Raw genomic sequence first — 21,437 nt, 5'->3', positions numbered from 1 at the left:
AGTACGAGTTCGGGGACATATCGGTGGTGCCGCCCAACATGTTTCAGCGAAGCGATGCTCACCTCCCACGCTCAGTGTGCAGGTAAACGAAACGGTCGACGCTGCGGCAGTTACTGGGCACCCAGTAGTGCCGACGGTTGCCCACTCCAGGTGACCACCAATTCGTCCCGCGCTCGGCTGGCCGCCACATACAGCAACGACCGCTCACGCAACTCCGCTTCCGCTTTCTCCTCCTCCGGCACGGTCCGCATCGCCGCCTGGGACGGCACATGCGCCTCGTCGATTCCGGCGAGAACGACCCGGGAGAATTCCATTCCTTTCGAACGGTGCATGGTCAGTACCTGAACATGTCCGGTCGTCGCCGGATTGTCATCGAGTGCGCGTGCTTCGATCCCTCGTTCACCGAGCGCCCGCACGAATTGTGTGCGGTCGTTCTGGCCGCGAGTGAGGACCGCGACGGTCTCCGGCTCGGCTCCTTCGTCGAGCCATGTCCGAATGGTCTCGGCGACATAGTCCAACTCGTCGGCGAGGGAACTACATTGGTGTCGATCGGGGTTCGGTCCCAAGCGCGCCGAGCGATACCCGAGTGTCGACTCTTCGCCTTCTTCGAGATCGTGATACTCGGCGCCGGAGAGGATTCCCACGGCGAAGTTCAGGTTCTGCGCGGTCGTCCGGTAGTTCAAGGTCAGTCGACGAGACCTGCCGACGATCTTTATTCCCATACGTCCCAGCACAACCGGCTGACCATAGATGCGCTGATGCGAGTCCTCTGCGATGAAAAGATCGTTGGGGCCCTCGGGTACCAGCGCGCGCAGCAGCGCCCAGTGGGTGGCGTGCAGGTCCTGCGCCTCGTCCACCAGAACGTGATCTGCCACGAACGGCTGACCGTCCTGTTGTGCGAGCCGCAGGTATTCGGCAGCCACGGCCAGGATCTCGGGAAAGCTGAAACTTCCGTCGGTGCGGCTGTGGCGTCGGAAAGAGTCGACCAGTTTCCATACCGCGATCCGTTGTGACCGGGAGAGCCGCACTCCGCGCCCCGCACGGGGCACTCGAACATATTGCTCGAGCGAGGTCACCTGGTTGGCCAGAACCACTGATACATACTCGTTTTCGAGAAATGCCGGAGTGCTCAGCCGTTGGTCGAGACCACTTCCGAGAGGTTGGGCTATCTCCCGCCACACCCGGTCCGGGCTGGTGCGCTTCGGCGTCACATCGATGGGGGCGCCGAATACCGCGGTTGTGGCGGCGGTCAGGTTGGACGCGCGGTTCACGATATCGCTCGCGAGTTTGTCGATTCCGGCCACATAGATGCCGGGCTCGCCGGGACGCTGTGCGATGACGACACCGGGGTCGAGCACTTTGAGATCAGCCTCGAGGCCCTTGGCGAGCGTTTTGTTGAAGGTGGTCAGGACGATTCGCGCCTGCGGGTCGGACTTCCACAACCGGTGCGCGCGGTGGATGGCGACGACGGTCTTACCCGTGCCGGCGCCACCGGACAGGCGGAACGCGCCGTTGAAGTCCTTCTCGACGTAGGTGCGCTGTTCAGGGTGAAGGAAGGTCCGCCATGCCGCGAAATCTCCGCCTTCGATGACCCGGCGCAGCTCCTCGGTGTCATCGATATAGGTGAACTGCATCTTCGACGCGGGATGATCCAGCGCGGCGATGATCTGGCTGTCCTCGTCCAGGCTCTCGTCCACCGGGTGCACGGTGAACGCGTACTTGGCGCGAATATCGTCGATGCTGGTACCGCAGGCGAGATCGAGCAGCGCATCACCCTGCCAGCCGTCGACCTCTGCGGCGATGGCGTTGATCGCGTAGTCGTCGGTCGCGGTCAGGGCACGCCGGGCAAGTGTGGGGTCCAGCCCGAGGTGATCGACGAGATCGTCCTGTGTGAAGCCGACGAGGTAGGGAGACTTGTCCTGTTCGACCACCGTCGGAATTTCGGGCGTCGCGGACGGAACGAGCTTTTGGTCGGCTTCGCCGTTGAGTTCGCCGATGATCCCCTCGACCGTGCCGTTGATCTTGTTGACTCGCAACGTCGATTGTTCGGCGAGGTTGTTGGCCTCGTCGTGTTTCCACGTCCCCATGTAGACGTAAGTGGTATCACCACCCACCGGATCGAGGCGGAAGAGAATGGCCCGGTAGTTCAGATCGACCCGGCCGGTCCGGACGCGTGCATCCGAGGCGCCCTTGATGGGCTCGATATGCAGCCCTGGTGCCGTGTCGTCGGTTTGAAGCTTCTCCAGAAAGTCGTAGACCTTGCGTTTGACGGAGCCGTCGAGTTTGCCCATCGCCTTGGTATTGGTCGCAATGACGATATTCGGCATCACTTCACCCCGTTCGTAGTCAAGGTTTCCACGATCCGGGTGGGATCGGGTGGGCAGATCGTCCAGCCGCGCTCCGCCATGATCTGCGCGGTTTCGGACTCGGTATTGAACAGCACCACGACCTGTGCGTCGGGCCAGGCGAGGTCCAGTACCTCCCCGTCGTCGCTTTCACCACCGACGACGGGGACCGGTGCCTCTGCGGCCGCCAGCGCGAGCAGCAGATCCTTCTCGGCCGGGGAGATCGCATCCGAAAATGCCTGCTTGTAGGCGGGATTCAACTCGTCGGCGCCGACAGCCGGCTTCTCCTTCGGGGCCTCGAGGGTGACGGCCATCAGGCTGCGGGCGGTGATGGTGTGGTTGTCGCACAGCCCGAACCAGTTCGACAGGCGCAGCCACTCCTTCCATGCCTTGCCGTCGAGTTCCTCCAATTTCTCGTCGCGATCGTCGAGAGCGAGTACGGAGTAGATCGTCTTCGTATCTCGTCGCATGGCAGCGGTAATCGCAAGGGGACCAGCGGAATAGGACCAGCAGGCGTAGTTCCCGTCCGGGATCGACGGCGTGCGGCCGTCCAGTAGATCGAGCGCCCACGGCACCACCGCGGTCAGATCGCCCTTGCCCCTGTTCGTGCCCATGAACATCATCGGAAGCCAATGCCCGACAGCCGCCCATGCCTCGCGGTCCGGGTCCTGCATGAACGCCACGAGCTGCGTGATCGGGTCTGCGGTGAGCAACTTCAACAGTGCGGGGCGCAGCTTGCCTTCCCGCATGATGATCTGGGCTGGGCGCTCGGTGTACCACGAGGGAGGCACCGCGTTGCCTTCCTCGAACCGCAACACATCTTCGTGCCCGAACGACCATACGATCCGGTTGCTGATTCGCAGGTTTTCGCGTTTCAACGCATCGTCGGCGACCCGGTTGGTGCCCGGCACGGCGTGGTATCGGCGCCCGTCGGCGAAGATCGCAATGACCGGGACGTTCGAATCGACCGTGCTGAGCTCGAAATCGGGCAGGCTGTTCTCCATCCGCACCTGTGGTGTCAGCGTCCAGGTGCGAATTACCTTGCCGGGCAGCGTGATCGTCGCCGCGGAACCGTAGGTGCCGGGCGTCTCCTTGATCGTCGCGCCCATATTCCGCAAGCGAGCGATGAAGGCCACGTAGAACCTGCCTTCCAGAGCCGACTCCTCGCTACCGACCCGGCGCCGCGGCTGCTCGGTGGTGAGGACGTTCTCCCAGTCACTCCAAACGGGCTCGCCTTCTTTGTCCACACCCAGTAACTCGTCGAGTATCCGCGCCGCGGTCTTCCGGGATACGTGGTCGAGTTCGTGCGGTGTGGCGAAGGGCAGCAGGCACTTGTGGCACGCGAGCCGCTCTTGCTCGGCGCATTCACAGTTCTGGACGATCCGCCTTGCCGCGGCGAGCACTGCCCACACTTTCGTGGCGTCGGCGAATTCGGCGAGATATCCGGTGCCGCCGGGAACCGTGTCGTGGATGAGCAGTGCCTGCTGGCTGGGCGCGTGCAGTGCGTCGGGGATGATCGCGACATCCAGATGTTCCGGAGACCCGCCGATGACCTCGCGCAGGCCGAGCAGGATCGCGGTCTTGAGGCTCGGATAGGTGAACGAGTCGTACTTGAGCCAGCTGGGAACGTGCAACAGCACCGCCTGGGTGTTCAGGGTGCGCGCCAGCGCGATCTCGCGGACATGCTTCTCGTCGGTCGCGGTGCGGAACTTGCACCAACTGCGATGTTCATGGGTGCGGTTGTGCCCGGCGATACGGTCGAGCTGGCCACAGCCCGAGCAGACCCGAAACAGCCCGCTGGTGGTTTCCTGCCCGGCGATCTCCCGCTTACCTCCCTGGGAGGAGCGCTTACCCATGTTGAGCCATCGAATGTCGATGTGCTGCAGGTATTCCGCCCCGAAATCACGGTCGGTCACGAACCAGCGCTGCGCTACATCGTCGGGGTTGATGTCGGCAGCGGTGATGACATTGAACGATTCCCGTTTCCGGTCGTCGCGGGCGTCGTTGATGGCGGCTTCGTCGCGCCGCACCTCTGCGGAGACGCGCGACATCTCCACAACCTGCAATTGCTGGTTCACATCGGCGATGGCGGGACTGTGGCAGCGCGGGCATTGCGCGGGCGGCGGGCTGTCGTCGGCCGCATGGGAGATGCCGGTCCATCCACACCGTGGGCACATCCGCCAGGTGTGGATGTTCGCCTCACCCGGACCGAGGTCGACCGCGTCGATCTGCACGGCCAGCCCCTGCGCGTAGAACGTTGAACCGGGCGCCAATTCGGTGAGAGCGACGCGTGATCCACGCTGATAGCTGGCGGTATCGCCAGCATATTGGTTGGTGTCGGGGTCGATCCACGTGATTCCGACGTCGAGGGTGACCGAATCGTCGAGCAACGTGTAGTTGGGCAGGACACCATACCGCTCGAGAACGCCCACCCAATGTTCGGTGGTGAGGTCCTTGATGTGGCGGCCCAGCAGGCGCAAAGTTCCTCTGGCCGTCCGGAGTTCACGCCGGTCCTCATCGGTGGCGGCGGGTGAGTTCGCGCGCTGCTCGAACTCCGGGATGGCCGCGTCGACGGCCTTGCGCCGGTTGCTCAGCTCGGTGACGTCGCGGTTCCAGCGATGCACTACCTCACGCAGGTTCGCCACCAGAGCACTCGGCGTTCCGTCCGCGGCGGCGCTGGCCCAACCGCGCAGCGTGTCCTGGGTGCGCGGGTCGAGCAATCCGTCGAACTGATCGAGGAAGTTGTCGAGCAGTTGTTCGGAGTCGGCGTCCGCCGTGGCGAGAAGTGTTGCCATCCAACTTCCCTCGTCGAATGTGCCCAGAATGGCGCGGGCCTCGATCGGGTCCTGCGCGCCCGGTTCACGGGCGATCCGGTCGACGATGTGTGCCGTGTACTGCCGCTGCAGTATTTCCTCGGCAGTCAGGAAGGTGGCCGGTGGGCGCACCTCACCCTGGATCACCGAAATCGGTTCGTAGAGTTTCGGCAGATGCTCACCTCGCCCGCGGACGAACGCGAGCACCAGTGAGTTTCCGGTGAGACGTCCGGCCCGGCCGACTCGCTGCAGATAGGACGACACGGTTCGTGGCATCGATCCGAGCATGACGGTCGACAGATCGCCGATGTCGATACCCATTTCCAGTGTGGGGGTGGCGACGAGAACGTTCGGGGCGGTCGGGTCGGGTGTGGTCTGTTTGAACTTGGTCTCGTATTCGAGGCGGGTGTCGGTCGGTAGCAGTGACGTGTGTTCGCGGGCGACGACGCGCTTCATCTCGGAGGCGTCGTAGAGGTTGCGATAGAAGTTTTTCGGGTTCCGCGGCGTCTGGCGCAATGTTCCGGGACAGCGATCCAAAAGACAGGGAGCGCCGTCGAGTTGTGCTGTGACAGTCGCGGTTCCGGGATTGGGCGTCTGACACACATCGCAGGTCAACAGGTTGGCGCCGATCTCGAGATCGGCCGGTTGTGCGGCGCCGACCAGAATGGATGCTGGCCCCAGCTGGTAAACGGTCAGGTCCTTCTCGGTCGTCTTCGCGGTGACGATTCGCTGTTCGGCCAGCGCCGCGAACAGGGCCCGTGCCGCGAACCCGCCCTCGAATGCGGAAACATCCAGGCATTTACTGGCCCAGCGGGCGTACCAGGCGGCAGGGGAGGTGATGGCATCGAAGCCTTCGGGGATCGTGCGGGATCCGATGGCCGGGAAGGCCGGTGCCGGACGGCCTTTCGGGAATGCGGGCATGCCTTCGTGTTTGGGGCGCCCGCCCCAGACCCAGCGGCGATTCGCGTCCTTCGCGATGTATTTGTCGAGCCAGGGATGTCCGATGGCGCCTTGTGTGCGCATCCGTTCGACGGTCCCGCGCACCCATCGCGTCACGGCCGCCGGATCGAGGTCGGTGAAGGCCAGCTGATGTTCGGTATTGCCGAGTGCGCGGGTGCCCAACTCGACGATCCGGTCCGCCGATCCCAGATCCACCTCGGCGACAACACTTCCCGTGAGCTCCAGCGTGCGGCCGAGCCGCGACTGCAATCCGAACTCCAGATTGATATCGAACTGCAGGCGTTTGCGCACCAGACGCAGAGCCTTGTTGCGGGCGGAGGATACGGCCTGGTCGTCCCAGAATGCCTTGAACTCGTCGCGCTCGACGATATCCGGCGCCAGCAGGTGGTAACGCCGCAGGGGACTCGATTCGGCACGGTCGATCACTGCCTCGCACAAATCCGTCAGCGGCAACAGACCAGCACCGGAGGCTGTGGTGCCGAGCGCATTTCGGAGAGTCGAGCGCAGGCTTAGCGTATGTGAACGTGCCTGCACGAACCCGGCGCGGTGGGCCGCGTCCTGGACGCTGTCGGTGAACATCAGGGCCTTCTTTTCGGCCGCATCGAGCCCGGGATCGCCGAACATACTCGACAAGGCGACCGAGAGCTGGGTGGCCACCGCGCTACCGAGGAAGCGGATTCCGTCCGCGGTCCGGCATGCCGGGCACATATCCTTCTTCGAGTTGTCCTCCGCATCGGGACCGGTCAGCACGAGGATCGGCAGTACACGCCCTTCGAGCACCTCGGTGCCCTCGGGATCTGGTGCGTCCTCGGCGATTTCGCGTTCGTCGACGTGCAACCACCGCAATCCGTCGATCTCGGTGCCGAGCTGTGCCTCGACCGGTGCGGAGATCAAGGCTCGGAAACGCTGACCGTCCGCAGCGTGCTGACGTCGGATGTCCTCGTCGGTGACATCGAGAGACATGCCGGTGGGTGCCAATCGTGCACCCCAGCCGGACCTTCCGCAGTGCCGGCAGTACACGGCCGGTAGGTAGGTCGTGCCGGGAGCATCGACCGCGCCGTCGTCGGCCCAGTGAAATACGGTGGCGGCGGCCAGGTTTCGGTCGATCCGAGAGAGTTCGCGAACCCACAGGTGGACATCGACGTTCAGCGCACTGCGCCCGATACCGGCCCGCAGGTGTGACAGCGCGGCGAACACGAAGTCGAGGTAACGCTGCCGGCGAGCCACGTCGCGCGGTTGTTCGCGGCTGCTGGTCGAGGTCTCCAGGACGGTGTCGGCCAGTTCGGCGAGAGATACCGCATCGACGCTTCTGCGGAGCAGATTCCGGAACAGGTCGTGATTCTTCAGCAGATCGAGCAGCTCGGTGTCGTCGAGCTTTCGCAGGTCGGAAGCTCGTTGGCTGAGATCGCTGTCGGCCCCGGTCCGCTCGAACAAGGTCGCGAGGATCAACGCGGTCGCGGCGGCGTTGTTCGCTGCCGCGGCGACCTGATTCTCCAGCTCGCGCATGTTCTCTTCGTCGAGCGCCGGATGCCGGATCGGCCGATACAGCTGATCGAGAGCGGCACTGCGCTCGGCGAGCCATTGGTCCGGACCGAGCCGGGTTTCTCCCACCACGGCGTCGGCGGCGAAGACCTCTCCGAAGACCGTGTGCGCGAAATCGAGCATCGCGGTGGGGGCCTTCTCGGATCCGAGCGTTGCTGACGTCGCCACCGGCGTGATCCGCCCTAGCGGCCGCGCGCGATCCTCGTCGCTGACCGCCGCATCCTCGGGCCAATACGATTTGATCGTCAACCCCAGCCGCCGCAACAGCATCGCCACATCGGTGCCCTGCGCACCGTCGTAGGTATGGAACTCGTCGAGCACCACGTACTGCAACGACTGCGCCGACTGCCGCCACATCGGCGCCCGATCCGGCCGCAGCAACATGTGATCGAGCATCTTGTAATTGGTGAGCAGGATGTCCGGCGGTGAATCGTGCATGATCCGCCGATCGGTGATCAGCCCGTCCGCGGACACCAGCGTGCGGCTGCTCGCCGAACTCTCGCCCGTGTAGAGACCGGCCGTCACTCCGGCCAGCGCCGGATTCTCGGTGATCAGCCGGGCCAGGCGCTGTTCCTGGTCGTTGGCCAGCGCATTCATCGGATAGATGATGAGCGCCTTCATCCCGGCGACACCGGCCTTCTTGGCGCGCAGCACATGGTCGAGAATCGGGATGAGGAACGATTCCGTCTTACCCGATCCCGTACCGGTGGTGACCAGCGTCGGCTGCGGCCGCGCCTGAAACTTCGTCGACAGCTGCTCGAACGCCTGCGCCTGATGCCCATACGGCACGAACTTCTCCGGCCACCAGTCCAGATGCATCCCCCAATTGCCCTGCGCCGGCGCGAACGGCAACCGCAGCCGCACATACGGCCCCTTGAACATCCCGTCCCGTGGATGGTCGATGAAGTCGACCAGCGCCCCCTTGGTATCGGCATCGGTCAACGCGAAGGTGGTGGCGAGGTAGTCGGTCAATCCCTCCCGCAGCCGGTTGGCCTGCAGCGTGGGCAACAGTGCCCCCATGATCGACTCCCCTCGGTGTCCCGACGTTCTCCACGTTTGCTGTGACCCGGATTTACCGGTATCGGTGCCGCGAATACCTTTGACAGGTAATCATATTCGGTGGCCCCTCGGGCAGCCGTTCGGCTGAGTGGATCCAGGTCGGATAGCACATCGGTAGTGGGCCGGAATTGGTTACCGGGATGAGCCGGGATTAGTAGTGTCACGGCGATGACTCGGCACCGTCAGGGTAAGGTGCCGCTCGGGCGACGCATGCCGGGTGTGATCAGACGTCTCTCGCGTAGCCTCTCCTCGGGTTCCGGTCACAATGCTCCCCCCGCCGCAGTCACCCAGACGAGGCCTGCGGCAGTACTGCCGAATGGGTATCAGTCGTTGATATCGTCCGATTCCGGTCGGTTTTCCAGGTAGGCCGGACGGCTCGGCCAATCGGGTGGTGTGACATGTTGTCCAGTCCACGGATCTATCGAGTGAATATCAAAAAGCGAGCGGTCCACAATTCCGTCGGTATTCCATAGGATGCGATTGTCGAACTGCACCGCTGGAGAGTAATCGCCTGGGTCGGCGCTGATGAAAAGAATCCATCCGTTCTTGAACGCCAAGCGGACCGCGCCGGTCTTGAAGAATGCAGCAGAGACAATCTTCGTGGCGAGAAGCTCCTCAATCTGATGCCGGCTCCAATGATCGATACTATGTCTGTCCGGTGAGTCTTTTGCAAGAGTTCGTGGAGAAAGCTCAGCGTCGTATCCGATCAGAATTCGGAAGTCGTCGCCATCCAAGATGAGCTCCAGATGGTCCGCCTCCCAATCGATTCTGGATACGGTGTGGCCGCGTAGAGGTTTGAGCAGCCAGCGATCCTCGTGCTCTATGATGGTCCCTGACCTCTTCTGGGCTTCCATCAATCCTCCAGCTCATCCAGTATGTTGCCGATGCTATCCTCCGATGGAGACCCGTCGGGCATCTTCACATACACTTCGCCATCGTCCAAATCGACTACGATATCGGGATTTCTGCTGCCGCCGTTGCCGCGCCATGCGCCTTGGGCTTTGATTTTATGAATTGCGTCCCTCACGGCTTGCGGAGGGACGCCGTAGTGGGATGCGATTTTGTTGACCTTAGTGGTCATTGATGCGGTGGTGAAAGCGTCCGTCGGGCTATCTGGGTTGACGTCCTCCGAATCATCTATGAAGACTTTTGCTGCGATAATTGCCGCGAGTTTGGCGGCATTCTTTTCGAGATCGTCGACAGGGACAGCCTCGAAGGCTTTGACTGTGGCGACGGCGCCGATCGCGAGGGTGGTGACGCCGAGTATCTCGACCAGCGCGCTGGCGGAGAAAGCTTCTTCGATTGCTCCAATGGTGGCGGTGACAGCCGCGGCGATGCCTTCACCGGCGGCTTCGACGCTCATGCCAACGGTGAAGATGGCGAGGGCGACGCCGGCGACTGCGGCTGCGGCGATGCCTGCTTCGAGCCAGTTGATTTTGTTGGCGGTGTCGTGGCCGAAGGAGACGGTGGTGTCGTGGTAGTGGCCGACTGGGGCGGCTATGTTCTGTGCACCGGTGGCGACGTTGTCGGCGCCAGTTTTGAGAGTGGCGAAGTGGTCCTGGATCAGTTGCCGGTTGGTGGGGTCGTCCATGCCGTCGAACAGGCCGGAGATGGCGGATATGCCGGCTGAGGCGCCTGTGAGCGTTTGGTGGTTGGCGAACGTGTTCCACGTCGTGTGGGCGGTGTGAAGTTTTGCTGCGTCACCGTTGGGCAGTTTGTGAAATTTGTTGACGACTTCGGTGAGGAGTTTATCGAAGAAGGCCTTCACGCCGCCTTTGTGCTCGAACCCGGCCCCATTGTCGTGGACCGAGCTCGAGCTGGAGAGATCGACCTTGTAATCGCCGACTTGGCTGGCGTCGGGCCGCGGTGGAGGAGGGTCGGATTTGTTGGCGATGCCCCAGTTGTAGCCGTGGGCATAGAGCACTGCGCCGTAGTTGGTAAGGGCGTTGGCGAGGCTGGCGGACGCTTGCAGGGTGTGTAGGGCGGATTTGTCGTAGGCCTCGCCCCACTGTTTGCAGCCGTTTGCGTCACCGGCCATTCCCTTGCAGTCGCCCTTGACGGCATCGTGGACAGGTTTGTCTGCTTTGCGTAGTTCGGTAGCGAGGTCCTGGCATTTCTTGGCGGCGTCGTAGTAGGTCTGCCAGTCGATGTTCATCTATTGCCCGCTCTGCAGCATGCGCCGGTTGACTGCCAGCGCACGGGTGTAAGCGGTGTGCGCCTGACGTGCGGAGTCGCTCATTTCGCGGACGCCGTCGACGAGTTCTTGTGCGCCGCGTATCCATTCGCGGTGGGTGTCCTCGTAGGCGCGGGCGGCGACGCCTTCCCAGCCGGTACCTTGCAGGCTCGCAACGCGTTGTTCGATGTCGGTGAGATGGTCGGCGATGAAGCCGGCGAGCCCGGACAGGCGGGAGACGATTTGGTCGAGCTGGTCCAGGTCGACCGAGAATTGCGAACCCATGCTATGGGGACCAGTTCAGCTTCGGGACACCGATCGCATCGGCGCTCGCCTGGTCGACAGTGGCGAAGGTCTCGGCTGTGACGCCGAGCTTCTCGGCCATCGTGGTCAGGGCTGCGAAGATCTGTCGGCCGCCGTCATGCACCTCGTCCCAGCCGTCGGAGAATTCGTCGGCGTAGTCCCCGGTCCAACTGCCGTTCAAGAGTTCGGCGACGTCCTTGGCCGCGGAATCCAAAGCGCCGGACAGAGTGTCGGCCAAACCGTAGATATAGGTTCCGACGTCACGTACCTGATCCGGTACGACCGAAAATGCCTGGCCTGGACCTGGAACGTTCCCCCCGCCCTCGCTCATGCCGTCATGCTAAACGATCGAACGACTGCTCGTCCAACGTCGCTCGAGGGGCGCCGATGGTGCATTTGTCCAGTTCATCGGCGGTTCGGGATGTGCTGGACCGCTATCGAACGAGACCGAGCCGTTCACGTCCGGACTTGGCCGCTGAGCTTCCCGTGGGCGCTGTGAAACTCGACTCCGAGTCAGCGGTCCGCCGATGATGAGTAAGGGCTGTCATCGTGAGGCCGAAAACGTGCGAGTGGAGGTCGTCCACGGACAGGCCTAGGTCATGTGCGATGGTGGCGGGACGTTGACCGTCCTCTCGCAGGGCGGTGAAGACCTTGGTGAGCAGCATCGATGTCTCACGAGGTGCTCCATCGGGCTCCGACCGTCGGTACCCCAGTTGAGACAGCTGAACGCAGAGTGACCTGTACCGCCAGTCGGTCAGCAAGCCGAGGTCGAACAGGCGACGAGTGAGTGCCAGCGCTGAGACATTCCAGTGGCGTTTGGCCTCGAGGACCCGGTCGAGGGTTGCCTCACGCAGGCTGAGACCGAGGATCGCTGCGCGAGGCATCAGGAAGGCAGAGGCGAACCGGTCGGCTTCGGCTTCGGCGGCCGGATCGTTCGGAATACGGCCGCCGTCGTGCAGGACCAGGTGACCGCATTCATGCGCACCGTCGAACCGCCCTCTCTCACTGGACTCTCCGATGTTCAGAAACACATATGGCTGTTTTCGCCAGCGCATTGCGAACGCGTCGAGTTCGGCGTTCTCCCCGGTCAGGGAAAAGATCCGCACCCCATTTGCTTCCAGCAGGTGCACCATATTCTTGATGGGTGCCTGCCCGACCCCCCACTGCGCGCGAACCATCTCCGCTGCAGTTTCCGGATCGGTCCCGATCAAGCTCGGTACGTTGGCGACGGGAAGCGTGAACTCGGCTTCGATCCACTCGTTGATTTCGATGGCGATTCGGCCGGCCGCCAAGGCTCGATCGCGTTGACGTGCGGTCATCTTGCTCATCGCACGGAAACTGACGGCGCCGGGCGGAATCTCGTCGAGATCCGATGAGGACAGGAACTTCGGGGTCACGTCGAGCACGGTGGCGAGATGTGCGAGGGTCTGTGGGGTCGGTTGCTGCTGGCCGTTCTCGTAGGCAGACAAGCTGCGTCTGCTGAGTGCCGCTGCCCGGGCGAGATCGGTCAGGGTCAGGCCCTGTCGCTTGCGCGCGATCCTCAGCCGGGAAGGCGTCAGCATCACGAAGTTGTCCTCTCATCCGCTATTTGCGCTCGACCTGGACGGAGTAGGGGCTGCCGTCGTCAGGCGATGGGCCCACACTAGCGATGTAGTCGGGACCGAGATCGATTGCGGGCAGGATGATGCGCTCGAGGCAGTGGGTTATCCGATCGCCTTCGATCTCGTCAGGAAGCGACAGTTCCGCATTGACCACACCATCGGCAATCCGGTACAGCAGGAACCAGGTCCGCATCTTCCCGGCACCGAGGAGATCTTCCGCGGTGAACAACGCGAGCTGTTCGTTGTCGGTCACGGCAGCCTTCGTTGCGGCGCCGATGGGGTTCTTGTTCGCCGGCCACAGCTCAGGCAAATCGAGGCCGGTGACATCGTCTCCCGACTTCACCACGATCGCGAGCAACCTTCTCGGATGGATTGTGCGCGGCTGGTTGAGCGGGTTGTCGTAGGTCCACCCGTCGCTCACCAGTTCTTCCCGCAGGAACCGTACGATGCGAGCCCAGCGCGTGAAACCGGGCATGGTGGGCGGATCGTGCCTCGTGCACATCCGCACGTCGGCTTCCGCTCGCGTGAAGGCCTTCTCCAATGTTTCGACACTCAGGCCGAGCTCGGCCAATCGTGTTGTGGCATCGTGCCCTTCGTATGTCTGGGGCTGCGTCATGGGTGATCCTCCCCGGTCAGATCGACACAGTCTGCTTCTCGAAATATTACCTCAAATGAGGTGTGAGAACGGGAAGAGCGCGGACTTCGGGTGCAGCCTCTGTTCGGCGAGAATCCTTTGTGTGCAAGGGCTTACGTGCCGTTGCGGCGGAGTGTCGAATGGAACGGTCGTCGATTCCACCTTCCCTGGCGACGACCGACCGCCGTTCTCCCGTGCTGAGGTCCGCGTCAAACCGCCACGACAGCGGTGGCAATCCGATGGGACGTGGACCGCAGCCGCGAAGTCGCGATGACTGCGCAGTGTCACCGTCGTTCTGTCCGACAACGGTCGGCAACGCACAAACGCTGTGCCGCAACCGAATGTCGGCCACACCGCCCGCACGGCGCTTGGCGACCAGGACGGGAAGACGCGACAAACACAGAATATAGAGGTCGGGACTGCCCCGGTTCGCCAAGGCCGCCTTGCTTTCGGCGCGTCAGCGCACGGGATCGCAGTGCTTCAACTTGTGCCCCCGCGGCACCTTGGTGTTCGCATCGGCTTGAGCCTCGGCCTTGGTTCTGCCGGTTCCGTACACGACCTCGCCCGTAGCCTCATTGCGCAGGTTCATCAGATAGCACTTCACTGTCACCGAATTCTTGTTCTTCGGCTTCGCGAGCTCACTGGCGTTATCGAGCGTTCCGATGCTCACCGGAGCGGCGTAAGACTGGACCGCCGGAACCAGAAGCATCGCAGTGAGCATCGAACCGAACAGGACACGTGACACCACGGCCATTGTTGAACTCCCCCAATAGAATTGAACGCTCCGATCCTAACCGTAGCAGGCCCGGGTAAGCAACCAGCCGAGGCATCGACGGGGGCGTTGGGGGCGGTTGTCGAGCGGCGTGCACCGCATGTATATATCAACCATGGCCTTGTTTCGGGGAAGTGTGTACATCTACGCCACTGTTGACGACGCGGTCCGGCTTGTGGGGGCCTACGCCAAACATATGGCGCTCGCGGTCGGGGACGAGCCGACGCACTTCTCGATGAGAGAAGACTGGTTCGATTCCTTCAAGCTTGTCGATCAGTGGCTGCAGTACAACGAGGAGCTCACGAGCGACGATTTGCCTGTCGGCCGGAAGGTTCTGGAAATCAGTTGTGTATCAGGCGTTCCCGATGGGCCGGATGCGAGTCGGTTCATCGAGAACACCATCGATTCTGCGCTGTCGGAGTTCTACCGTGATGGTGGTCGTCCCGAACTCGGTGAGCCTGCTTCTATCCCGTGGGGAAGTTCATCGGGCGAACTCGACGATGAGGAATACGCCCAGTTTCTGACGCAGTTTCCGAGCATGGGGTCGGGACCCCGGGGTTGATGCCTGCCGGGAGTCCGATCACAACAATCCATCCGAGAATCAGTCACATGGCCGGGCGTCTCCGGTGTCGTTGTCGGTCATGAATTCGTGTTCCACGTCGATGAGCGGCGCGGGAGGGGACTCGGATGTCAGCGAAAGACGTACTGACCAGAGCGGCAGAGCTCAGCGGAATAGACGCTGCTGGCGCGGTCTGCATCCGCGAGGGATCGAACGCGATCTACGAGCTGACCGATGGAATCGTGGCCAGGGTTGGAAAGCCCGGCAGTGTTGCCGCCGCCGTGCGGGAGATTCGAATATCGGAGTGGCTCAACCAATCTGGAATTCCGACCGTTGAGGTTGTCACAGCGGCTACGCAGCCCATCGTCGTTGATGACCGTCCTGTGACCTGGTGGCGCCTCATTCCTGACCATCGGGCAGCGACACCCGAAGAGTTGGGCGCCACGCTGCGCGCATTGCATGCGTTGCCGCCTCCGAGCACTTTCGAACTGCCGACCTACGATCCTTTCGCCGGGATCGAGGAGCGCGTGACCGGCGCGACGACCATCAACCAGGACGACCGATCCTGGCTGGCCGGGCACTGTGCCGAACTCGAAAAGCGATACGGCGAGCTGCCGGTCACCGCGCCGATGGCCGTTATTCACGGGGACGCCTGGCAGGGAAACGTCGTGGTCCCTGCCTCGGGCATCCCTATCGTGCTCGATCTGGATATGGTGTCGATCGGTCTACGTGAGTGGGATCTGATCCAATTGGCAGTGGACTACGTCGATTTCGAACGGATCAGCGGAGATGAGTACCGTGCGTTCGTCGCAGCCTACGGTGGAATCGACGTCACGCGATGGCCTGGATTTCGGACCCTTGCTGACATCCAGGAGCTGCGCTGGACGGCGTTTTCACTCAGCGTGGCACAGACTCGGCAGACAGCCGCTGCCGAAGCGTGCCATCGGGTTGCTTGCCTCCGCGGCGCTGTTCCTAGGCCGTGGAGATGGAGTGCGCTCTGAGCTGCCGGCCCCGACCGAGTACGCAGCCCGCTGCAGGCCACTTCCGCCACCCCGTGGCCTGCAGCGCCAGCTGAAACTGGAACATATACAACCCGGACTCAAAAGACCGGGTTCCGGGGCCACGCACCGTAATAGCGCCGAGGGCCGTGGCGATCTCTCTCATGGACGTGGCCCGGGTTGCGTCCGCCAAAATAGGCAACAAGTTGGACGCAGCGTCGTCGTCCGGTACCGGTGCAGCGAACTGACCTAGCCAGATCTAACTGTGCTTGCTGCAGCTTGTTTCAGATGGGAGCCAGAGGTGCGGTTCGGTGTCGGCGGACGCGTTGCGGGCGTCCGGATGGGCGTTTCAAACCGGGGTTACGGATTCGGTCTGGGACCGTTATCTGCGGGTGGTTCTTGGCGACATGGACGTTCACGCGGGGGACGACGGGGAGGCTCGAGTGGCGGGGGCGCCGCACTGTTCGTGATGATGTTGGGTTTGGTTGCCGTCGCCTTGGCCGTCGCGTGGCCCTTCTTGCTGGGAACGTGGATAGCCGTCCAGTTCGGTGCAGCGAATCCCTCGACGGCACGGAGTGTCGTTGGCTGGGTCTTGGAAGTCCCGTGGCTGGTCTTTCTCGCCCTCCTGCTTGTGGGCGTCTTGATGGGAGAACGATCGCCGAAAGCGGTCGCTCAGAAGGGGGATCGGCGGTCGGCGGCGTCGGCTGTATCGGCGCAGGCCGGTGGCCGTTATGTCCGATTGCCGTCGGACTACCAGAGGCCCTCGAGTCCGTTATGGCTGGACGGTTCGGCGGTTTGGACTACATCAACTGGATGGGACAACAACGAGGTGCTGCTGGCTGCGGCAGCTGGTCGCCCCGAGGTCGAAGTGGAGGCGGTTCCTGAGCCTGGGAACCCACACGACTCCACGGCTATTGCGTTGGATATCCATGGACAACGAGTGGGGTACCTGTATCGGGGTGTTTCCGGAGACCTGTGTCGGGTCATTCAGCAACTCAATGCCTCGGGGTACCGAGTCTTACTCCATGGTCGGGTCAGCCTTCGCCGTGCGCAGCCAACGCTCGAGGTCCGGGGCTCCTGGCCGGGCGACATTATGGCGTGGTTGAAACTTCCTGTAACAGAACGTGACTCATACTTCGAGTTGGATTGGCAGAAGGCCGATTACACAAGTTTCTATCAGAGCAAGTTGGCCATCGCGATGGGATCCGCAACGGATCTCATCGCCGATTGCCAGTTCCGGGCAGGCAACAGAGCGGTAGACCCGTACTCCGGAGTTCGTGTCGGTCCGGCGGGGCCGCCTGCTATGCCGAAGGAGGGCACCTACGTCGACGTCTATCTCGGCGAAGCGCATGTGGGAGAAGTCCGCGCCGAGAGAATTCTCGAGAGCACGGACTTCGGCATGCGCGTCGGTTCAGGCCAGCTTGACGGCTTCGCGAAGCTCAGGAGATGGAACGACGATATAGAACTTCAAGTCGTGGCTCGTGATCTCCACGGGACCTTTCCGCGTAAAACTGCCCCGTTCTTGTGGTCGGACGAGCGGGAGGCCGAGCTGCGACAACGTCTGGATCGTGCCTCCAAGGCACGCGAGGCCGAAATGGTTGACGGCGTTCGGTTGTCAGCATGTCGACAGAAACTGGCAGAGTTGAAACGAGCCGGTGACCTGGAGAGTGCTCGGGTTTTGGCCACCAAAATGGTCGACGCCGCGCGAGCGTCAGCGGCGATTGCGACCCGACGGCCACAGTCCTGGGTCACAATCGAAGCGGCGATCGTTTTGCGCAAGATGGGCGAAGTGCAAGCGGAAATAGACATTTTGGACGATTACGTTCGGAGTTGTTCGCCATACGGTCCGCCAGAGGAAAAGGTGCTGCACCGTCTGAGTAAGGCAAACCACCTCCTCGGTGTGACAAAGAAATAGTGCAGGCGGAACATGGCGACACGCTCTGAGCGCTGAGGTCCGGCGTCCTCGTGGTGGGCGGCGTGACCCGGTGGAACTGGTTGGCGTGGAACGCTATTCGCTCAAGTGCCGTTCGACTTCGGCCAGGGAAGCGGATTCGAATAGGCGCTCGCCGTCGTCGATGTCGAGCAGCACCCATCGGTGGTTCTGTTTCGGTTCGGCGATGAGTTGATAGCCGGCGCGGCGGGCGCGTGCCATCAGGAAGTGCAGGCGCGCGGTCTCCGGGGTGGTGTGGCGGTGGTCGATCATCGCGACTGCCGGGCTATCGGTGTGGGGCCGCCACTCGCGCAGGGCGTCGGCGAATCGTGTCAATGCGGTGATGTCCGGGGTGAGTGACTGAAGCAATCGGCAACGGGGGCATGGGATCTGAGTGCGATCGGGTTCACGCCGTGGCAGTTCATCGAGCACGTATTCCTCCGCGGTTTCGGTCAGTAGCCCATGTGCGGCCGGTCGGCCGGGACCATGCGCTGTGCGGTGACGAGGTGGGCTTTGGCTTGCTGCTTGATCGGGCAGACGTTGATGGGGCAGTCGATGTGGCGCTGCATCACCGCATGCGCGAGCGTGATGGTCATGGCCGGTACGCGGTGGTGATCGGTGACGGATAACCCGAATGGTTCCGGTGCCGTCAACGGACCGGCGTGGGAGTCGGGGGTTCGTGTCGGCTTGTCCGTGTTCGTCAAAGCGCTTGTCCCTTCATGATTTGGATCGAGCGGTGGTCACTGTGAGGCCTCGATGTGCTGTGCTGCGAGCCGGAATCGGAGGCAGTCGTGCTTGGCGTGATCGGCCATGACGTGGATGGCGTGTGCTCGCCCGCGGATGGGTTCGGTGCTTTTGCAGCTTGCCGGTGAATCGAGTTGGCGGAGGCCGGCGGCGACGCGTTCGAGGAGTTCTCGGTTTCGGGTGTGCCAGAGTCGCAGGGTGGCCGCCATCGACCGGTTGTGCGTGCGCCTGGGGAGTTTCGGTAGGTCGTGGCAATGCTGCTCGACCATTGATGATTCGTTCGTGGCTGGGTTGTTGTCGTAGTGCAGCAAAGCAACGACCCGCTGCGACCTCATCTCTTCCGACACTGTGCGGCCCTTCCGAAGGCGATTGTTCCTGGGCGGAAGTCCCGCCCTCGGATGTCGCATTCAGCCTCGCGATGCTCGCCCTTTGCACCAACCCCCGTGCGGGATATCCCCAGTGGGGATTGCTCGTTCACGACCGCGCACAGTGGCTTCGGCTCCACTGGCCCGCACCAGCAGTTACGGTGAAGTGAAAGAGCTTCCGGCCCAACGGAAAGTGCCGATTCATGGGAGAACGACAGCAGTGCCGCACCTGCGGAAATGGAGCCCCGATCCAGACTGCCGCCGGCTTGTGCGCGGGGTGCGCCCGGGCGTCGGGCTTCCGTCGACCATTGCCGGTTGGTTTCTTCACGAGCCCGGCGATGCGAACAGCTTTGTCGGAATACAACTTCGGAGTCGTCTTCGCTGCGATTCGCGACCGCACCGGCATGTCCCAGACCCAGCTCGCGGCGCTGGTCGGGCTGAGTCAGGCTCGGGTGTCGGAGGTGGAAGCTGGAGCCCGGCGGTTGACCAGTGCCAAACTGGCCGCGCGTATCTCGACCGTCTTCACTGTTCCAGCGCAACTGCTCGGGTTTCATGTGGACACTGCCGACACAGTGCCCGGTAGCCTGGCCTGCGAGGAGGTGGACTGGGTGAACCGCAGAGATTTCGTCACCCTGGCAACCGCTGCCGCACTCGGCTCGTGTCTGCATCCAGAGCTCGAGCGACTGGCCCATGTTCTGCCCGGTCGGCTGGAACACGTGACTCGACCTCGAATCGGCGCCGCCGACATCGACGCAATCGAGGCCATCAGCAACGGATTTCGCCGTTGGGATCTTGCACACGGCGGTGGGTTGTGCCGCAGTGGCGCGCTCAGCCAGCTACACCAGGTAGCCGCGCTCGACGATGCAGTATGCACCCCGAGTGTCCGGGCTCGGCTGCAGGTTGCCACTGCCGAGCTGGCGAGTATGGCAGGTTGGCTGGCCTACGACATCGAGGATCACGATGCCGCGCGGCGCCTGTGGACCTACGCCCTCCGCACCGCCCAGCGCGCCGACGACAGCCCCCGCTCCACCGACCTCATGGTCATCATCCTGCTCGATATGGCGCACCAGGCACTGCACCTGCATCGACCGAAGGATGCTCTCGCGTTCTGTCGGTTGGCCGCCGCAACCTCCACGAGTCGCTGGTATCCGGTCTCGTCCATCACCGCCGGATATATCCACACAGTGACCGCATGGTGCTGGGCGACACTCCGCGAACCAGAGCCGACTCGCAGAGCGCTGGCCGACTCTCGAGCCGTGTACGCGACCGTGGATATCGATTCGACCCCGCCCTGGGCGTGGGTCGTCACCGAGGCGGAAATCGCTGCGCAGCATGGGCATGCGCTGTATCTGCTGTCGTTGACACACCCGGAATTCGCCGAATCAGCTGTCGGTCGGCTGACCGATGCCGCACATGGACACCCGGCCGAGCATGAACGCAGCCGCGCCGTGCTGCTCCCGACCCTGGCCGTCGCAAATCTCCAAGCCGGTGACACTGATGCCGCCGTGCGGGTCGGGCGCGAGGCCGTCTCTGTCGTCACCGCATTGTCTTCGCAACGCTGTTACGCCCGGCTCCGGGACCTGGATGCCCATGCCGCCCGTTACGGGTCCGTACCCGATGTACTGGATCTGCGGGCCGGTATTGCTGTGGCACTGGCGGTGTGAGCGATGGCGGTTGACAGCGCGCTACCCGGCCGCCTCGCACTCGAACAGGCTTGCGCCGCATTCGGTTTGAATCCCAACGCAGTGCAACTTCTCCATAGGCGGTCGAACGCGGTATGGCGGGTAGGCGATGTCGTCGTTCGTCTTGCTCCGGACACACCGCTGCGTCGCACCCGCGCTGCCACGAGCATCACGGTCACCCGGTGGCTTGCGTCCACGGCAACCGAGCCGATAGCATTGCCGCCCTTGCCCGGAGAGCAACCGGTCGTGGTGGACGGGGCGGTGGCTACGTTCTGGCCGTATCGGTCCGTGGCCTCCGAGCCCTCCGCCCACGATGTCGGAAGGCTGGTTCGCAGGCTCCACCAGCAACCGGCGCCGCCGTTCCGAATTCCGCAGTATCACCCGTTGCGGCGGTTGCGTGACGCGCTCGACGTCGATGCCGCACGACCACAGCCGGTGCTGAGCGATTACGAACGCGACTGGCTTCGCGACCAAGCTGATGCCTTGGTCGCAGCATTCGAGATGACCAGGTTCCCGCTTGGATACGGACTGGTCCACGCCGATGCGCACGAGGAGAATCTGCTTCTGGCAGAGGACGGTTGGGTGCTCATCGACTGGGACAACGCCTGCTACGGTCCCCGCGAACTCGACCTCGTCGGCACACTGCCCGACCACTTCCACATCCCGGACACCCACCGCGCCGAGTTTGTTCGATCATACGGCTATGACCTGCTCGAATGGCCCGGCTGGATGTTGTTGCGTGATATCACCGAGTACCACTCGCTCGGCTCCTATATCCGAATCGCCCCCGACGAACCCCGAGCCGAACATGAACTCCGCCGACGCTTGGAATCGTTGCGCACAGGCGACCGTGACATCGTCTGGCGATCGGTTGGTTGATTGCTCGTGAGCCTGAGCAGGTGAGGGCAATACTCACAGGTCGGACAGAACTGCTGCATAGCCAGGACAAGTTGTCAC

16 protein-coding genes are annotated in these 21,437 nt (G+C 62.9%); 5 read left to right on the top strand and 11 right to left on the bottom strand.

Annotated features, from left to right (window positions below; translation table 11 throughout):
- Positions 1-110 precede the first annotated feature (110 nt).
- The 9 genes from AB0L57_RS18405 to AB0L57_RS18365 form a co-directional block, all read right to left on the bottom strand.
- Complete coding sequence (locus tag AB0L57_RS18405; protein ID WP_364963224.1) at positions 111-2,327, bottom strand: 3'-5' exonuclease; 2,217 nt, start codon at positions 2,325-2,327, stop codon at positions 111-113.
- Positions 2,327-8,680 carry a DEAD/DEAH box helicase gene (locus tag AB0L57_RS18400; RefSeq protein WP_364963221.1) on the bottom strand — a complete coding sequence of 2,118 codons (6,354 nt, stop codon included), beginning with the start codon at positions 8,678-8,680 and terminating at the stop codon, positions 2,327-2,329. Before AB0L57_RS18400 ends, AB0L57_RS18405 begins: the two co-directional genes overlap by 1 nt.
- A gap of 362 nt (positions 8,681-9,042) precedes the next feature.
- Positions 9,043-9,573, bottom strand: coding sequence for a hypothetical protein (locus tag AB0L57_RS18395; protein ID WP_364963219.1), 531 nt, complete (start codon positions 9,571-9,573; stop codon positions 9,043-9,045).
- Complete coding sequence (locus AB0L57_RS18390) at positions 9,573-10,874, bottom strand: hypothetical protein (RefSeq protein ID WP_364963217.1); 1,302 nt, start codon at positions 10,872-10,874, stop codon at positions 9,573-9,575. The genes AB0L57_RS18395 and AB0L57_RS18390 overlap by 1 nt, the downstream gene beginning before the upstream one ends.
- Complete coding sequence (locus tag AB0L57_RS18385; protein ID WP_364963213.1) at positions 10,875-11,177, bottom strand: WXG100 family type VII secretion target; 303 nt, start codon at positions 11,175-11,177, stop codon at positions 10,875-10,877.
- 1 nt (position 11,178) lies between these two features.
- Positions 11,179-11,526: a WXG100 family type VII secretion target gene (locus AB0L57_RS18380; protein ID WP_364963210.1), complete on the bottom strand. Its 348-nt coding sequence runs from the start codon at positions 11,524-11,526 to the stop codon at positions 11,179-11,181.
- Positions 11,527-11,629: 103 nt separating this feature from the next.
- Entirely contained in the window at positions 11,630-12,757 is a 1,128-nt protein-coding gene (locus tag AB0L57_RS18375) for an ImmA/IrrE family metallo-endopeptidase (protein WP_364963500.1), read from the bottom strand.
- A 22-nt stretch (positions 12,758-12,779) separates the two neighbouring features.
- On the bottom strand, positions 12,780-13,367 hold the full coding sequence (locus tag AB0L57_RS18370; protein WP_364963208.1) for a hypothetical protein: 588 nt from the start codon (positions 13,365-13,367) through the stop codon (positions 12,780-12,782).
- Positions 13,368-13,887: 520 nt separating this feature from the next.
- A complete protein-coding gene (locus tag AB0L57_RS18365) occupies positions 13,888-14,184 on the bottom strand; it encodes a hypothetical protein (RefSeq protein ID WP_364963205.1) in 297 nt (98 codons plus the stop codon).
- A 133-nt stretch (positions 14,185-14,317) separates the two neighbouring features.
- Here AB0L57_RS18365 and AB0L57_RS18360 point away from each other — a divergent pair, with 133 nt between their 5' ends.
- The 3 genes from AB0L57_RS18360 to AB0L57_RS18350 all read left to right on the top strand — a co-directional run bounded on the left by AB0L57_RS18360 (position 14,318) and on the right by AB0L57_RS18350 (position 17,674).
- Positions 14,318-14,764, top strand: a complete 447-nt coding sequence (locus AB0L57_RS18360) for a hypothetical protein (protein WP_364963203.1) — start codon at positions 14,318-14,320, stop codon at positions 14,762-14,764.
- A gap of 125 nt (positions 14,765-14,889) precedes the next feature.
- Entirely contained in the window at positions 14,890-15,762 is an 873-nt protein-coding gene (locus AB0L57_RS18355; RefSeq protein ID WP_364963201.1) for an aminoglycoside phosphotransferase family protein, read from the top strand.
- Positions 15,763-16,228: 466 nt separating this feature from the next.
- Positions 16,229-17,674: a hypothetical protein gene (locus tag AB0L57_RS18350; RefSeq protein WP_364963200.1), complete on the top strand. Its 1,446-nt coding sequence runs from the start codon at positions 16,229-16,231 to the stop codon at positions 17,672-17,674.
- Between the two features lie 93 nt (positions 17,675-17,767).
- Here the strand turns inward: AB0L57_RS18350 and AB0L57_RS18345 are convergent, their stop codons facing one another.
- Positions 17,768-18,058 (bottom strand): hypothetical protein, encoded by a 291-nt coding sequence (locus AB0L57_RS18345; RefSeq protein ID WP_364963199.1) that lies wholly within the window; start codon positions 18,056-18,058, stop codon positions 17,768-17,770.
- A gap of 83 nt (positions 18,059-18,141) precedes the next feature.
- Complete coding sequence (locus tag AB0L57_RS18340; RefSeq protein ID WP_364963197.1) at positions 18,142-18,285, bottom strand: hypothetical protein; 144 nt, start codon at positions 18,283-18,285, stop codon at positions 18,142-18,144.
- Positions 18,286-19,136: 851 nt separating this feature from the next.
- Between AB0L57_RS18340 and AB0L57_RS18335 the strand changes: the two genes are divergently transcribed.
- A complete protein-coding gene (locus AB0L57_RS18335) occupies positions 19,137-20,462 on the top strand; it encodes a helix-turn-helix transcriptional regulator (RefSeq protein ID WP_364963195.1) in 1,326 nt (441 codons plus the stop codon).
- A gap of 3 nt (positions 20,463-20,465) precedes the next feature.
- Entirely contained in the window at positions 20,466-21,359 is an 894-nt protein-coding gene (locus tag AB0L57_RS18330; protein ID WP_364963192.1) for a phosphotransferase, read from the top strand.
- The last annotated feature ends 78 nt before the right edge of the window (positions 21,360-21,437 follow it).

Origin of the sequence: Nocardia sp. NPDC052254 (assembly GCF_040679495.1) — a bacterium.
GTDB lineage: Bacteria > Actinomycetota > Actinomycetes > Mycobacteriales > Mycobacteriaceae > Nocardia.
The sequence above is the reverse complement of the archived record's forward strand: the minus strand, read 5'-3'. Positions and strand labels throughout refer to the sequence as shown.

What these genes read in the sequence shown, in the direction of transcription:
- AB0L57_RS18405 (WP_364963224.1), bottom strand. Translation starts at nt 2,327, where the DNA reads ATGCCGAATATCGTCATTGCGACCAATACCAAGGCGATGGGCAAACTC.
- AB0L57_RS18400 (WP_364963221.1), bottom strand. Translation starts at nt 8,680, where the DNA reads ATGGGGGCACTGTTGCCCACGCTGCAGGCCAACCGGCTGCGGGAGGGA.
- AB0L57_RS18395 (WP_364963219.1), bottom strand. Translation starts at nt 9,573, where the DNA reads ATGGAAGCCCAGAAGAGGTCAGGGACCATCATAGAGCACGAGGATCGC.
- AB0L57_RS18390 (WP_364963217.1), bottom strand. Translation starts at nt 10,874, where the DNA reads ATGAACATCGACTGGCAGACCTACTACGACGCCGCCAAGAAATGCCAG.
- AB0L57_RS18385 (WP_364963213.1), bottom strand. Translation starts at nt 11,177, where the DNA reads ATGGGTTCGCAATTCTCGGTCGACCTGGACCAGCTCGACCAAATCGTC.
- AB0L57_RS18380 (WP_364963210.1), bottom strand. Translation starts at nt 11,526, where the DNA reads ATGAGCGAGGGCGGGGGGAACGTTCCAGGTCCAGGCCAGGCATTTTCG.
- AB0L57_RS18375 (WP_364963500.1), bottom strand. Translation starts at nt 12,757, where the DNA reads ATGCTGACGCCTTCCCGGCTGAGGATCGCGCGCAAGCGACAGGGCCTG.
- AB0L57_RS18365 (WP_364963205.1), bottom strand. Translation starts at nt 14,184, where the DNA reads ATGGCCGTGGTGTCACGTGTCCTGTTCGGTTCGATGCTCACTGCGATG.
- AB0L57_RS18360 (WP_364963203.1), top strand. Translation starts at nt 14,318, where the DNA reads ATGGCCTTGTTTCGGGGAAGTGTGTACATCTACGCCACTGTTGACGAC.
- AB0L57_RS18355 (WP_364963201.1), top strand. Translation starts at nt 14,890, where the DNA reads ATGTCAGCGAAAGACGTACTGACCAGAGCGGCAGAGCTCAGCGGAATA.
- AB0L57_RS18350 (WP_364963200.1), top strand. Translation starts at nt 16,229, where the DNA reads ATGATGTTGGGTTTGGTTGCCGTCGCCTTGGCCGTCGCGTGGCCCTTC.
- AB0L57_RS18340 (WP_364963197.1), bottom strand. Translation starts at nt 18,285, where the DNA reads ATGACCATCACGCTCGCGCATGCGGTGATGCAGCGCCACATCGACTGC.
- AB0L57_RS18335 (WP_364963195.1), top strand. Translation starts at nt 19,137, where the DNA reads ATGCGAACAGCTTTGTCGGAATACAACTTCGGAGTCGTCTTCGCTGCG.
- AB0L57_RS18330 (WP_364963192.1), top strand. Translation starts at nt 20,466, where the DNA reads ATGGCGGTTGACAGCGCGCTACCCGGCCGCCTCGCACTCGAACAGGCT.